The organism is Sphingobium sp. MI1205 (genome assembly GCF_001563285.1).
Lineage (GTDB): Bacteria > Pseudomonadota > Alphaproteobacteria > Sphingomonadales > Sphingomonadaceae > Sphingobium.
Genome location: NZ_CP005188.1, coordinates 2,008,351 through 2,022,527, shown reverse-complemented (window position 1 = coordinate 2,022,527; position 14,177 = coordinate 2,008,351). Strand labels below are relative to the sequence as shown.

The 14,177-nt window shown below is 57.7% G+C and carries 13 protein-coding genes and 2 pseudogenes; 4 read left to right on the top strand and 11 right to left on the bottom strand.

Translation table 11 applies throughout. The features are described 5' to 3' along the window. Window positions 1-42: 42 nt before the first annotated feature. From K663_RS24885 to K663_RS09705, 7 genes are all read right to left on the bottom strand, one after another. Window positions 43-276 (bottom strand): hypothetical protein, encoded by a 234-nt coding sequence (locus tag K663_RS24885; protein ID WP_235589419.1) that lies wholly within the window; start codon window positions 274-276, stop codon window positions 43-45. A 421-nt stretch (window positions 277-697) separates the two neighbouring features. Continuing rightward, the gene (locus K663_RS09730) at window positions 698-1,420 is read right to left on the bottom strand and encodes a helix-turn-helix domain-containing protein (RefSeq protein WP_062116714.1); all 723 of its coding nucleotides are present in this window, start codon (window positions 1,418-1,420) and stop codon (window positions 698-700) included. 204 nt (window positions 1,421-1,624) lie between these two features. Beyond that, complete coding sequence (locus K663_RS09725; protein WP_145902260.1) at window positions 1,625-2,518, bottom strand: hypothetical protein; 894 nt, start codon at window positions 2,516-2,518, stop codon at window positions 1,625-1,627. Further along, window positions 2,515-4,944, bottom strand: coding sequence for a fimbria/pilus outer membrane usher protein (locus K663_RS09720; RefSeq protein WP_235589418.1), 2,430 nt, complete (start codon window positions 4,942-4,944; stop codon window positions 2,515-2,517). The genes K663_RS09725 and K663_RS09720 overlap by 4 nt, the downstream gene beginning before the upstream one ends. Before the next feature lie 233 nt (window positions 4,945-5,177). Then, window positions 5,178-6,023 carry a fimbria/pilus periplasmic chaperone gene (locus tag K663_RS09715; RefSeq protein ID WP_062116708.1) on the bottom strand — a complete coding sequence of 282 codons (846 nt, stop codon included), beginning with the start codon at window positions 6,021-6,023 and terminating at the stop codon, window positions 5,178-5,180. Window positions 6,024-6,112: 89 nt separating this feature from the next. Next, on the bottom strand, window positions 6,113-6,910 hold the full coding sequence (locus K663_RS09710; RefSeq protein ID WP_062116705.1) for a hypothetical protein: 798 nt from the start codon (window positions 6,908-6,910) through the stop codon (window positions 6,113-6,115). A 157-nt stretch (window positions 6,911-7,067) separates the two neighbouring features. Further along, window positions 7,068-7,628 carry a hypothetical protein gene (locus K663_RS09705; protein ID WP_235589417.1) on the bottom strand — a complete coding sequence of 187 codons (561 nt, stop codon included), beginning with the start codon at window positions 7,626-7,628 and terminating at the stop codon, window positions 7,068-7,070. A 331-nt stretch (window positions 7,629-7,959) separates the two neighbouring features. Between K663_RS09705 and K663_RS23295 the strand changes: the two genes are divergently transcribed. Beyond that, a complete protein-coding gene (locus K663_RS23295; protein ID WP_235589416.1) occupies window positions 7,960-8,376 on the top strand; it encodes a hypothetical protein in 417 nt (138 codons plus the stop codon). 418 nt (window positions 8,377-8,794) lie between these two features. On the opposite strand, the pseudogene K663_RS23865 reads toward K663_RS23295, so the two are convergent. After that, window positions 8,795-9,275: pseudogene (locus K663_RS23865) on the bottom strand (transposase); the annotation flags it as partial. A gap of 18 nt (window positions 9,276-9,293) precedes the next feature. Between K663_RS23865 and K663_RS09695 the strand changes: the two are divergent. Continuing rightward, window positions 9,294-9,647: a hypothetical protein gene (locus K663_RS09695; protein ID WP_062116702.1), complete on the top strand. Its 354-nt coding sequence runs from the start codon at window positions 9,294-9,296 to the stop codon at window positions 9,645-9,647. Window positions 9,648-9,768: 121 nt separating this feature from the next. Next, a complete protein-coding gene (locus K663_RS09690; protein WP_083535867.1) occupies window positions 9,769-11,202 on the top strand; it encodes a tyrosine-type recombinase/integrase in 1,434 nt (477 codons plus the stop codon). Window positions 11,203-11,323: 121 nt separating this feature from the next. On the opposite strand, the gene K663_RS09685 is transcribed toward K663_RS09690, so the two are convergent. Both K663_RS09685 and K663_RS23285 read right to left on the bottom strand, forming a co-directional pair. After that, entirely contained in the window at window positions 11,324-11,548 is a 225-nt protein-coding gene (locus K663_RS09685) for a transposase (protein ID WP_062116699.1), read from the bottom strand. 157 nt (window positions 11,549-11,705) lie between these two features. Next, window positions 11,706-12,472 (bottom strand): annotated as a pseudogene (locus K663_RS23285) (IS5 family transposase). A gap of 84 nt (window positions 12,473-12,556) precedes the next feature. On the opposite strand from K663_RS23285, the gene K663_RS09670 reads away from it, so the two are divergent. After that, a complete protein-coding gene (locus K663_RS09670; protein WP_062116692.1) occupies window positions 12,557-12,955 on the top strand; it encodes a hypothetical protein in 399 nt (132 codons plus the stop codon). A 315-nt stretch (window positions 12,956-13,270) separates the two neighbouring features. On the opposite strand, the gene K663_RS09665 is transcribed toward K663_RS09670, so the two are convergent. Further along, window positions 13,271-14,041, bottom strand: coding sequence for a TetR/AcrR family transcriptional regulator (locus K663_RS09665; RefSeq protein WP_062116690.1), 771 nt, complete (start codon window positions 14,039-14,041; stop codon window positions 13,271-13,273). Window positions 14,042-14,177 lie beyond the last annotated feature (136 nt).

Genomic DNA, 14,177 nt, shown 5'->3' with positions numbered 1-14,177 from the left:
TCGTTGGTCAGCCTCGATGCGTCCCATTTCCACGGCAGGAAGTCATCGATCCGATGAATCGGATGCCCGGTTGCCAAGCTCGCCCATTGCAGCACCATAGCTGCAGCCCGTCAGCGGTGGTCGCTTCCGGGGATCCGGCGCTTCATCGCCTTCTTCATGAAGGTCAGGGCGGCAGCTTTGTCGCGGGTTTTCGTGACATAGCTCTCCAGGATTTTTCCCTTCCTGATCGACAGCGCGCCATAGGTAAAACATCTCGCCATTTACTTTGACGTACATTTCTTCAAGGTGCCCCCACCAGCCGGGACCCTCGCATGCGGCTGATCCGCTGTCGGCGGACATCGCGGGAAGGCCGAAGCTGTTCCATCAGTAGCGGGTGGTCTCATGACTAATCTTGATGCCGCGTTCGAAGATAGCAGGTTCTCGACATTCCGCAGGCTGAGCGAAAACCGCACATAGATCATCACTGCCAGCCGGATGATCTCCGGCGATCAGTTGAAATAGCAGAACGGGTTGGTAGAGCCGCTGGGCCGATGGCATCCGTCCGATCTCCCCTGACTCTCAAACATTCGGTGCACTTCCTTTGACAGTGCCCTTAAATCATATCTGCGCAACAAAGGGAACGCCTGCCGATCCAGTTCGTATGAAAACCGATATAACGCAACATACATAAACATTTGTAAATTATAAAATAATTATATTAATATTCGATTATTATCTTGATATTTTCCTTATTAACTCCGGTAAACTCAGATATACTATTCTTAGACTGTTCAATTATATCAGAAATGTCTTGTCGATGGAAATCGGTAGGATGGTCATCATCTTCGACCATAGGCTGTATGCGTTGGATTATATCTTTTTTCAGTAAGTCCTTTACAGAAACCTCTAGGGCATTTGCCAGCAGAACTATATTGCTATGCCTTGGTTTAGATTTTCCGGTCTCCCACGACCAAATGCTTGGCTTGCTGAGGCCGGTTACCGCCGCCAACTCGGTTCGGCTGAGCCCTCTAGCATGACGAAGGCGCAAAATTCGGGCTGCCAAGGGTTCCTCATCTGAGGGAACTCGGGGCGAACAGACCGGATCGAATTCTGGCGGCAAGGGATTGCGTAATTGCACGGCGCTAAGCACGGCTTGGGACAGGCGATTATGAAATCGACATCCAAAAATCGGCGAGCTTTCCCAGACAACGGTTGAGAAAACGGGATCGCTCTCGGGTAGCTCTATTCTGATAATTTGCCCAACCGCCAACACGGATCGAGTCTCTATAAGGATGCCGGAAGCTGAAATATTGTGGATCGTGACATCGGCCTGCTGACCTTGCTCAAGTTCCCCCGCCGTCTGCACGCGGATGCGTAGTCGAGATGTGCCGCGCTTGTTCTGGGAGTCGTCAGATGGTTCAAGGATTGCGCTTATCGACATCGCCGTTTTCACCTACACCCAGCAGATGACGCAGGGCTAGCCCATCAGGCTGTCCTTTTCACCAGTTTGCTAGGGGCTTGGAGCCGTCATGCGGCGAAGCGCCCCTATCACGCGATGCGATCAGCATCTCGGCGGCCGGTGCGATCTCGCGGCAGGCGACCACATGTGCGCACGCCACTCGCCGCTCATGCGATGGAGAAAAATCTAGTCCACGGACACGGTAACTGTGACAAGATCGGAATAGGTTCCTGCTCGCTTATTGGTGACGTCGCCAATTTGAAACGCCATTGGCAAACTGTCCCGCCGCATGCTGCTCGCCCGTTTGGAATAGATGCTCTCGGCGCTCAAATCGAGCAATTTACCGTCAACGATCAACCGATAGGGTATAGTCCATTCCTGACCCGCGAGTCTGAGATTACCTGCGTTAAGTGACTTGAAAGCCAGAGAATAGCCACGGGTGCTCTGCACATAGAGAGCCAACGGGACTGCCGCAATGCCGGTCTGGAGTTCGCCCAGATCGATATCTGCCTGTCCATTGTGGCGCTGGAAGGCGCCGGCCAGTCCCAAGGTCGCCGAAGGAAGGATGTGAATGCCCACGTTCACGGACCGCTCGGCGAGCGATGAGCCGTTATCATCCTCGGCGATGATGGCGAGGCGCTGTTTGAACAGTCCATCGGCAGTCGGGGAGCCGCCGACTGTAAGCGTATAGCGGACGATCTGCTGTGCGCGAGGTGCGATTTCCACGCGGCGATGGTTGGCCGTGCGTAATGTTCGTCCCCCGACCGGCGTCGCATCATAGCCGCCATAAAGATCGAACAGGCTATATGGCAATGAATCGCCATTACCGGAGGAAAGACCAAATGGGCTGCCATCTGTCTGGAAAATAGGCAGGAAGCGGCATGCCCCTTCGCCGGAGTTTATGAAGGTAAGATCAAAGCTGGCTGTGGCGGGACTGTTGGAAAAGGCGTCATAACCGTTGATGATCCATTGCCCCTGCGTCGCGTCTATGCGCAGTCGGCAGGTGTCGTCGGGCTTTGCCAAAGCTGGGGTGGTGAGTGCAGACCCCAGCAACAATGTAGTCAAGACGGCCTTGGTCATTTGTTCACTCCCTCATCCGTGACCGTGACGGTCTTCAAATCGACCAGGCCTTTGGTATCCTTTGGCACTGTGAAGAACAGGCTGGACGTCGAATTCACCAGAGTGATCCGGTAGGAAGCCCCGGGCCGAAGATTCTGGATTGCGAAACGGCCGACCGAGTTGGTGAAAAACGGAAGCGGTTCACCATTATTGCGATCAACCGGCACGACCTTTCCGCCCATGAGCGACACAGGTTTGCCGTCGGCGTAAAGCATTGTGCCCATGGCGCTTGCGAAGGCATCCGTTCCGACTTCCATCGCATAGCCGCCGCGATAAGGGGGGCGCACGCGGAAGACGCCCGAACCGACGTCATAGCCAGGAGGCGGATTTTCGACGTCATATTGCACGGACTGAGTGACGTAAGAGCTGAGATAGCTGTTCACGGCGCCGCCCAACGGTCCGCTGCGGGTCAGATAGGCGTTTTCGGCGATGGATTGACCCGCGACGACGTCGTGGCCTTTAAGGCTCTTGTGCGGAGTGAGAATTGCGAAGCTGTCGCCTATACGACGTCCGACTCCGAAGGAACCGTCAGCAAAGGCGAGTGCTGTGCCTACTCGCAATGATGTAACCTGCTGATCTGCGATGTTGCCGAAGTTCCGGCCATAGGCAGAATGTATCAGCGAAGCGTCGAACTTGCTGTCGATATAATCGATATAAGCCTGACCGTTTGCCTGCCCATCACTGCGCGTAGCAAGCGCCCCATAGCCGATGCTGCCGATGGTGCCGTCGGACAAGTGCGAGTAGCTGGCCGTAGTTGTGGACGCCAGCTTGTCGTAGGAGATTTCCGCGCGATCGCGATAGGACGGCTCGAACACGAGCGAGACGTTGAATCCCATACCGTTGGCGCTCCCGAAGCCGCTGCCATAATGGGTATAGTTCACGCCTCCACGAACGCTCCATTTGCGGTTCATCCGGTATGATGCAAGCGTATTGAGCCGGTAATTATCGCCAAAGGAGCCGCGATTGCGGATATAGCTCCCGTTGAAGAGCAGCGTCAGTTTTTGCGACATGGCACGGGTATATTGCGCGTCCACCGATATCGAGCTGCTATTGTCCGGTTGGTCATTGCCCAGGCTGCCGAAACGCCGCGACATATAGCCAGCATGAAGCGTGAAGGAGTCGATCAGGCCTCCTCGGTCGAAAATGCGCTCATATGTGACGCCGGGCGCATAACCGACGCCAAAGGCCTTGGTGTGGCTGACCCCCATGTCGAACTGGAGCCGCGATCCGCCGGGAAGGATGAATTGGGTCTGGCCGGTCAGAACCTGCGTGCGCTTGCTGGCCTGAAGACCGATCCCCACCGCAGGCTTGCCGACAAATGCCTTGCGATAAAAGCCCGAGAAGGCGAGGGGGCCGCTATAGGTCGGCGTTCGCCCGAACCGGTTGCTGGTCCGGCCGATATAGCCGCTATATTCATAGTCCCCGGGCTGAAGATCGATCGGATCGAGATAGGATCGGTAGGCGATGTCCTGAACCAGCCCGCTCGTATCGCGGACCTGAATTTGGAGGTCGTTGCTGCCCGATAGAAGCGGAAGCGAGCTCAGGTCATAAGAGCCCGCCTGAAGGTTGAACTGTTTTAGCAATGTGCCGTTACGATAGACATCGACCGTCGCGTCCCGCTGCAACAGCAACTGACGATTGCCTTGCAGGATCGCGGACCGGAACTGGTCGAACCTTTGCCGCTGTCGCGAAACGCCAAGGCCGCCCATCTGGACATAGCCCTGCTGACCGCGGATTTCCGGGGTCAGGTCGCCCAGATACCAGCGGCGAAAATCCTCCGGTTCGTCGTAGACAAAGCGGGCATAGTTGCGATCGAAACGATATCCGGTGCCACCTGAAAGACCCGATGTTTCCGCCCACTGGACGTCGGCTTCCAGCACCACGCCGGCCATGCGTGCGGCGCCTGTCATGAAAATGGACGGGCGGCGAAATCCGCTATTGGCGACGTTGCCCCATACCCGGCTTTCGACAGCGTCGATGTTCAGATAGGCTGAAACACCGGCGGGTTTCACATCGGGCTTCTCATCATCGGGGCGCGGCGTGTCGAACAGCGGCATGGTCGCTCGATGGGCTGAATCGATCTTCAAAACCACGACCGACAGCGAACCGGGGTCAAATTGCAGTGAGACGCCAGTGGCTTTCAGGTCTTCATTTTCAAACTGCTCATGACCTTGCAGCGCGGCCTTGATGTCCGCCTTTGCCTTGTCGTTCAGCAGTGTGTCGATAAGGTCCAGGAACGGAGCGGTATCGATCAGGAAACGATCGTCGCGAGTCAGTAGGACGGGCACTTCGCCCAGCGGCTTGTCGCGATAGGTCAGCGGCGCCGTCAGCGCAATGTCGCGGTCATAAGGATTGATGTCCGGGCGCCCATGGGGGCCGATGGGCACGGGCGACGGCGCTGTTTCAGATGAGCTGCCAGGCAGCGGCACGCTGGTTCCGCCAGACGTCGCGGGTTGTTGCGCAGGCAAGGTAGCGGGCGCGCTCGGCAGGCGCGGTTCGCCGTTGCGACCGGGCAGGGGTACGCTCACCTGGGCCCACGCGGGCAGCACAACGACAAGTGCACTCGAAGCACTCAGGCGCCACAGCAACCGCTGGACACTGCCAGAGCGGGAGCGACGCATTAGTTGACGAAGCTGATCTTGATCGGGGCCGATCCGAATTCCGCAGCAGTCGGCAGTTTGAATGTGCGAGTGCCACCAAGCGGCGGCAGATAGCCCACACCGATCTCGCGGTTGATCTCGTCGGGCATGACGGTCAGCTTCAGCGGCTTGCCCGCTTTGTCCTTCCCTTCAAGCACCCATCGCACGCCGGCCATCATCGCATAGCGATTGCCGCTGTTGCGCAGGACGATCTCCAGACCCGGTACGGAAGCTGGCTTTTGGGCGGGGGCGGGGGCGGCTTGACCGTCGATCGGCGGCGGCGCCTTCGCCTCGACCATGATCGGCTTGATGGAAACAGACTCGACCTTGGGCTCCGCCTTGGGCGGGGCGACGGTGATCAGCGCCTTCATATGATAGACCACCTGCACGTTGGCGCCCGGCGTGCCAGCGTCCTGCGCGCTCATCTGGATCGGCAGCTGATTGACGGAAAGATAATAGCCGCGGGAAGCAGGCATGTCGGCTGGCCCGACCCATTGCAGGCGGATGACTTGCCGGGCCGAAGCCCCGAGTTGGCCCTGCGGCGGGAAGACCAGGAAATCCTCATCGGCGGGAAATTCCTTGATCGTGCCATCATCCTGAAATTCGATGCGGGAAATCCGCGTTTCGAAAGATAGCTGGCCCTGGTTGAGGTTCTGCACCTGGATGCGCGCGACGGCATTGGTGCCGCTCGTCGTCATCTCTGCAACCATGGGCGACACACGCATGGCGTTGGCGGGCGAAACGGCGCAGCTCAGCGCGCCAATAGCGGACAATGCAAGAACAGGTTTCGCGGCTGGCCGTAGCGCGCGAAGCAGAAAGGCGAGCATTGAACATCCCCCCAGGGACTATATCCCATGACATATGGAAAAAGAGGAGGAAGTCATGGCTCCCCCCTCCTTTAAATCGCGTTAAATGATTAGAGAGCCTTCAGCTCGACAGTGATCGTGTCGCTGTAGGTGCCGGCGATCAGGCCGAGCGGCTGAACCGGCGCGTTGACGTCCAGGTTAAAGGCCGAACGCCATGCGCCAACCTGCACCGCCTTGAACGAGTCGTCGGTCGTGGCCGTCAGCGTCTGCTGGGTGCCGGTGGTCGGCGCGCCCAGCGCGACGCCCTGCCAGGTCGCCTTGACGCTGTACGGGATCTTGTTGGTGAACTGGTTGGTGTCATAAGCGATCGCGGCAGCGTTCAGCAGGCCGCTTGCGCCATTGCCCTTGGTGATGGTGATCTGGTTCTGCGTATTGCAGCCGGCCGTCGAGGTGTTGACGTTGGCGTTGATCGCACCGTTCTGGTTGAACGCGATCGTCACATTGTCGTTGTTGCCGGTGCGCACGCCGATGGTGCCCAGGTTGATCGCCTGCGTCTGCTGGCCACCACTGTAGAATGAGCAGTCCTTGTCGACAGTGCCTGACAGGGTGAACTTGGCGGTCTGGGTTGCGGTTGCAGCTTCAGTGTTACCGTTCACGTCGCTGCTCTGTTCGTAACGAGCGCCCCTCGCGTTGACGGGGAGGCCATTGCGAACACCATCGGCAAGGCCTGCAAGGAGCTCGCCACCAACGTTGTTGGTGGAGATTCCGATGTTCGCATTGATGGTGCCGAAGATGCCAAGGTTCAGCGTGTTGCCGTAAACAACCTTGTCGCTCGGACCGGCAAGAGCCATCGACGAACCGGCGAGCAGGGCAACAGCGAAAGCGCTCTTGATAACAGCCTTATTCATTCTCTATCTCCAATAAATATGCCGGTAAAAATTCCGGACATGTAATGATATGAAAGAAATAAATCTTTCATTAATGATGCGACCAACAGTTATTTTTGATATATATTTAGGTTATCATATTAATGACAACGCCATTAACCATTATATATTGTATTAATTATGAAGGAGAAACGGAAATAATAATCGTTTCAGAATAATTTCCTGCGAGAAGTCCAGCTTCGCCCGACGGACGACCGAGCGCTACAGTGAGGGCCATTCCATCCACGGCGATGCCGCCCGCGCTGTTGAAGCTGCGCCCGCCCATCAGTTCACTGCTGCTGAACGTCTGGGCGACGAGGGAAGCTGAGGGCTTGAGCACCGGGATCTGAAAGCCCAGGCTATAGGGCAGGCGGCCTGCATAGGGGCCTTGCCCGTTGGGAAAGCTGTCATTGGTAAGGCCGCCGTGGGCGGATCGTACGTCAACCCGGAAGGGGACGTTGCAGCTGAAAGATACGCGTGCGCTGGCCTTCAAGTCGGGGCGCGTGATGTCGCCGAAATTCATGTCCCCGGCGTTGCCGATCGCGCACTGTTCCATGATCCGGCCGTGAACATTGAGTTCGACGCTGCGATTGTCGGAGGCCCGGCTGGCGTCCGCCGCGTGGGCGTCGCCAAATGGCGCGGCGAAGATGAAGCATGCCGAAAGCGCGCACGCCCGCATGGCCTGAAAGCCACCCCCCATTTGAACCCCCATCTATATCTTTACAAATACTTAACGAGGGCGTCGGATATATAGCTTTGGTTATTCTGTCGAGGGGATTCTAAACGAAAACTTTATAATCATGTCTCAAATCAGGACCAAACTTAATTCTGCCGTCCCAGGGCGGCAATCTATGGGGTTTGACTTAAGGTTAACAAAAATCGGATTTCGTCTGGTTCAACTCCGTCACGCTGGATTTTCAGAAAATATCGATATCAGGCTAGTTATGGCCTGAGGATATTAACCCTATCTGGATACGTTGCGTCAGGTTAATCTCAGTACTTCGGTGTCATCTATAGAGGATGGTGCTTCTATGCTGAGTGTTTTCCGCGCTTCTGTGGCGCTTTTGCTTGTGACTGGTTCAGTCGCCGCCCCGGCGGCAATAGTGGCGAGAAACGGCTATCTCGTCTCACTGACAGTCCCGCTCCAATGCAGCTTAAAGCATAATCCAGGATTGTCGCTTTTGGGCGCGAATGAATATCGCCTCGGGTCTCTCCAGGAATATTGCAACGCCGCGAGAGGTTACAGGGTCAACCTGACCTATTCGCCCGGCTCCATGCGTGGCGCGGTGGTTACGGTGGGTGATGACCAAATTGTTCTCGACGGATCGGGAACAGCTACAGTCAGTGTCTCGCAAGGGCCCGCATTAAGAGAGCGGGATTTGCGCGCAATCCCTGGCGCCGCCGGATTCGATACCGATCGCCTCGATTTCGCAATTGAAGCGATGTGAAGGGTTGAGCCGATTGCAAGATAAGCTCGGCGCGAAGACTTTATAACGATCGCTTTCAGCGAGCTCCACCTCGTTGATGTGCATGTACGCAATTTCGCGGAAAAGGCCATGACGTAAGCTTTTCGGCGGTCTAACGCATCGAATGTCCCGCTGCGATGCCCGACTTCATTGATCGTCTTCCAGACGGATGAGAACGGCGTCCGATTTGTCATCTCCGGACCGTTGCTTGGGGGGCGATGTGGATGATAGGGCTTTTCGCCATACTTACTTCCTACTCACGAACCAGCCAACCAGATCTAGACATCGGTCCAGGGCGGCGCTAACGTGCCAGAACCCGCCTTTCTATCATGCTCGAATTCGTTGATACCGCCTAACTATGGCGATTGAGGTGGTCTCGTCTTCTTGGACGGGTTTGCGGCTAAGTTAAGCTCATCCTGGTTGTTCTCATGCCGCGATTTGATCCGCCGATTTGCCCATATGCCTCGCCCGGGGTTTTCCCCGCAAGGCGGGAATGAGGACGATGCTGATCATAATAGGCGAACCATCGGCCAAGACCGGCACGCAGTTCAGATCCGGTCTCGAAGGCGTGCAGATAGACGCATTCGTACTTCACAGACCGCCAGAGCCGTTCGATGAAGACATTGTCCATCCACCGTCCCCGACCATCCATGCTGATCTTGATCTCTGCCGCGCACAGAACGCCGGTGGGACGTAGTCGGCCGTCAGGCCAACGCGTTGCTGGTGAACTGACTGCCTTGGTCGGTGTTGAATATCTCGGGCTTGCCGAAACGGGCCAGCGCGTCCTCCAGTGCCTTAATGCAAAAGGCTGCATCCATCGTGTTCGATAACTGCCAAGCCAGCACCTTGCGGCTTGCCCAGTCCATGATGGCGACCAGATAGTCGAGCAAATATCCGACATGACTCGTCGCCTCGCCATAGCCGAACCTGTGATCACGCCAGCGAGGATTGAGAAGCTAGCTCTGCTCCTGCGGGATAAGCTGCATCATGGCCAGCCCGATCTGCGGCAGGCCTATGCACGGCTGTTACTCAGCGAGGCGCGCGTCGATGAACGGGAAATCCGCATCTCCGGCTCGAAAGCCGTACTGGCCCGGAGTGCGGCAGCGGGCGTGGCCAAAACCACGCCCGCAGTTCTCTCTTTTGTTCGAGAATGGTGCACCCAAGTGGATTCGAACCACTGGCCTTTGCCTTCGGAGCTAGAACTACAACGCTACGCCAAGCTTTTCAAGCCAACGCTAGGGCACTATAAGTAGCTGTTTATGCAGTGATTTCTTGACAAGGAGGGTATTCCAGGCTACGCAAAAACACCCCACAGTTTTCGATCTGCTGGTGAGTTTTTGGTGAGTTTTCTGGACCCGCTCTAGCGAGGTGCGTATGCCAAAGCTGACGAAAACCATCATCGACAAGACTGAGCCGAGAGACCGGCAATATACCGTCTGGTGCAGCGATCTGAAGGGCTTCGGCGTGTTCGTGCTGCCCTCGGGCACGCGCACCTACTTTGTCGATTACCGTAACGCGAACAATGTGCGGCGCCGGATGAAGCTAGGCCGGCATGGCGCGGTCACGGCCGAACAGGCGCGGACGTTCGCGATCCAAGCGCTCGCCGACGTCGCCAAGGGCAACGATCCGCTCGAAGATCGGAACAGCGCCCGCAAAGCGATCTCGGTGAAAGAGCTTTGCGAGCTGTATATCGCGGAGCTGGAAACCGGCCGAATTCTCGGCAAGGGCGGGCGGCCGAAGAAGGCGAGCACCAAGATCACCGATCTTGGCCGGATCACCCGGCACATCATTCCTCTGCTCGGCCAGAAGCGTGTTACCCATGTCACCAAGGTGGACGTGACGGTGATGATGAAGGACATCATGGCCGGCAAGACGCGCGTCAGCGAGAAGACGAAGAAGCTGCGCGGCAAGTCGATTGTCCGGGGCGGACTCGGGGCCGCGAGTCGCACCGTCGGGCTGCTTGGTGGCATCTTCACCTATGCGCGAGATGAGCTGGGCATCATTGAGGCCAATCCGGCGCATGGTGTCCGTAAGCCGAAAGACGCTGTGCGGAAGCGTCGGTTGAACGAGGAGGAATATCGAAGCCTCGGCCGCATCCTCGCCAAAGCCGCCGAGGACGAACGCTATACGCGCACGGTCGATATAATCCGGCTGATCGCCATGTCCGGCTGCCGACGCGGGGAGATCATCGAGGCAAAGAAGGCGGAGATTGACACGGTTGGGAGCGCCTTCCGGTTCGAGGACTCGAAGGAAGGCCAATCCGTTCGTCCTATGGGCCTGCCCATTGTCGAGTATTTTGACGAGCGGGACATGAAAGGCGACGGCCCCTTTGTTTTTCCCGGCGGAAGGAACCCGGACGGACCGTTCGGCAGCTTCCCCCGGCATTGGGAGAAGATCTTCGCCGACACGGAACTGGCGGACCTCACGGCCCATGTGCTGCGTCACAGCTTCGCCAGCATCGCCAACGATCTTGGCTTCACCGAGATCACCATTGCGGCGCTGCTCGGCCATGCCTCGGGGTCGATCACGAGCCGTTATGTGCATACGCTCGATGCAGCGCTCGTGATGGCTGCTGACACAGTGTCCGGCTACATTCAGGCGCTACTCGACGGGGCGGTGCTGTCCCACACTCATTACGCGCTCGATCGAAGCTCGCGGAAGGCGGCGTTGACGCGGTTCCTGGCGCCTCACTCAGATACACCACGTACCGAAAAGGAGGAACGTCTGCCGGCTCGAGTCAATGGGCGTGTCGTGCCTTTTCCGCTCAATGGAGGCGGGCCTGATTTCGGTGCGCCGGTACGACAGTGATGTGGAGACGATTGCGAGTCGCAGCGGCCGGATGTCGGCCCTGTCGAGGGCGGTTGGCAGGACTTCAAACTCACCGTCCGCATCGATGATCTCTAGGAGCGCGTCGGAGAAGGCTGCGTGCTCATGCCCAGCGGCGTAGCAGGGTGGCAAAAGCGGCAAATGATGATGAGATGAGGGTCTCGGCGATGGCGGTGAGCTGCTCGTGGTCGCGGACAAGGCTCCGGTTCTTGAAGATCCACGTGAAGGTTCGCTCCACGACCCACCGCGGCGGCAGGACCTCGAAGCCTTGAGCGCCGCGCGGGATGATCTCGGGCGTGATATGGGTCTTATTGGAGACCCAGCTCACGAGGCGTCCGGCGCAGCCGCCATCTGCGAAAACGCGAGCGACGAAGGGTAGCGCTGGCGCGAGCCTTCGAGCGGCAGCTTGTCACCATCGCGATCTGAACCGCCGCGGTACACTTCAGCGCACGACGGCAAGGCGCAGTCTCGACGCCGTCAACTATCTAGGCCGTAGACTCATAAGCACGTAGCCACAGCCGCATTGAGGCGAGTTGGACCATTGCGAGGAAGTTGGCGGCCAGCTTGTCGTAGCGGGTGGCGACCCGACGGAAGTGCTTCAGCTTCGAGAAGAACCGCTCGATGAGATTGCGCTCTCGGTAGAGGCGCTTGCTGAAACACGGCTTCCACTTGCGGTTGCTCTTGGGCGGGATGTTGGGCGTGGCGCCCCGGTCCTGGATCAGCTCGCGGATGCGGTCGGCGTCGTAGGCCTTGTCGGCCAATACGATGGTGCGCGGGCCCAGGTGGTCGAGCAATGTGTCGGCGATCTGGCCATCGTGCGTCTGCCCAGCTGTCAGTCCGAGCCGGATCGGGAGCCCTTGCGCGTCGACGACGACGTGGATCTTGGTCGTGAGCCCGCCGCGTGATCGACCGAGACAGTGATCTGCACCCCCCTTTTTGCCGTCGCAGCCTGCTGGTGGGCGCGAACGGAGGTGCTGTCGATCATCTGGATGTCACCATGATGGGCGGCGGTGATGGCGTCCATCAGTCGATCCCACACGCCCGCCTTACGCCATCGCGCGAAGCGGTTGTAGCACGTGGTGCGCGGGCCGTAGCGCTCGGGCAGGTCGCGCCACGGCGCCCCCGACCGCAACACCCAGAAGATTCCGTTCAGCACGCGCCGGTCGTCAACGCGCGGCACGCCCCGAGGCTTATTGGGCAGCAGCGGCTCGATCACGCGCCACTCGAAGTCGTTCAGATCGTATCGGCTCATACCCACGCTGAATCAGAACTCAGCGCATCGCGAAAGGTCCGCTGACACGATTGCAGACAGCGAGCGGGAGGGTATTGTGCTCATATGTGGCAATTCGCTGTCCTTGCTCTGACGTCCACGGCCCTCGCCGGACAACAGAACCTTACCTTCGACGGCGAAGCCTTCGGAGCGCAACGCGCTCTTACCTGCACCTGGTTCACCAACTTTGAGAACAGTCGGTTCGAGCAATGCCAGGACGCCACGGGAAAACTGCTGCAGGATGGCGATGGCGCATCCATCAAGTGTGTCCGAGGCATATGCGAGCAATTGGACGCAGCGGCCCGCAAGGCAGCGCGGTGGAAAAAGCCTGAGCGACCATGGGGAACGTTCAAAGTGGTGCTGGTCGGGCGCGTAAGCCTCAACCCCCACGAGAAACGCTACCTTGGTGACGCAACCAGAACCGTCCTCATCGAGAAGCTTACAAGCGTCCGCGCGTTAAAATAGTGCCGGCGGCGCTTATGGGTTCACGACCTAATCGGTGTGAAGTACGCCGTCACCATCGTAGAAGCATCAACCGCCGGCCGGCAAGCGGAGATGACCTTGGCAAAGCGGATGATTAAGCGGGTCCATAACGCATCGAGACCTGGCTATCCAAGCTGATCCCCAATGCGGCTTATGATCCGAGGGACGCTCGCCGCGCTCGTGCACGACATCGAAAGCACATCCCGTCTTTCTCTGCGCCGCAGAACGGTCGCAAGAGCAACTGCCTGTATCGCGGCGTAGATCCAATCTAGCGCCTGAACGACCAAGGGCGGCCGTTCAAACTTCCTCTAAATACGGCTCGAATTTCGTCCTGGCGTAGACCGAAGCCCAGTCAACGCCCGGGAAGGCGATCCCCATCGTGTCAACAGACATCCCCTCAAGGGAGGATACAAAGTCATTCAATTCGGGAATGGACTCCCGAAGCGAAACGAGCTGAGACATTCCATTTATGGCAGAAATAAGAGTTATTAAGCGGCTCTCGGCATTCGGAAAGCACATCTTTCGCGCCAGCGCAAAACAACGCTTGTAGTAAGGCGCCACAATCGGACCGACCGAGCTATCGAGCATCGCCGCGGGCATTTCCAATATCCGAAGATATGTAAGCCGCATCTTGTCCGGATATATTAGTACGAAATTGAGACCTAGTGCAATAGAAAATAACTTGGTCTCCGGCTCATCATTTAGGTCGATAAGATGATCAAGATAGTCAACATAACTCTTGACGATATGATCTTTACAGGATGAGATCAATGACCTCTTATTGGGGAAATAGCGGTAAACCGTTTGCAGGCTGACGCCCGCAGCATCTGAGATTTCACGCATTGTAACTTCATGCGCCTCGGAGACCGCGAAAGCCTTAGTTGCCGCTCGCAGAACCGCCTCCGAGGGCTCCAATTCCTGATATTCGTGGCCATCCGCCCTTTGGCCGGCTGACTTGCCCCACCTCGCAGTAGCTGCAAGCGAGGCGCGGCTCTTGCGCTTGGCGGGGGAAAGTGACGTGCCTGTCTTCCGCCGCGAATCCGCATTCGACTTTGCTAGCGTTTCCATGAAGGCACCTTAACGGATCGCCCCCAGCGAACGAAGTTTTTTTTCACCCCGATTGCTTAGCATAATCACATTATGCTAACGCCGTGGAGGCATTAGGGCATACTGAGGGAGATGCGACGGCCGCGCGCAAGGCCAC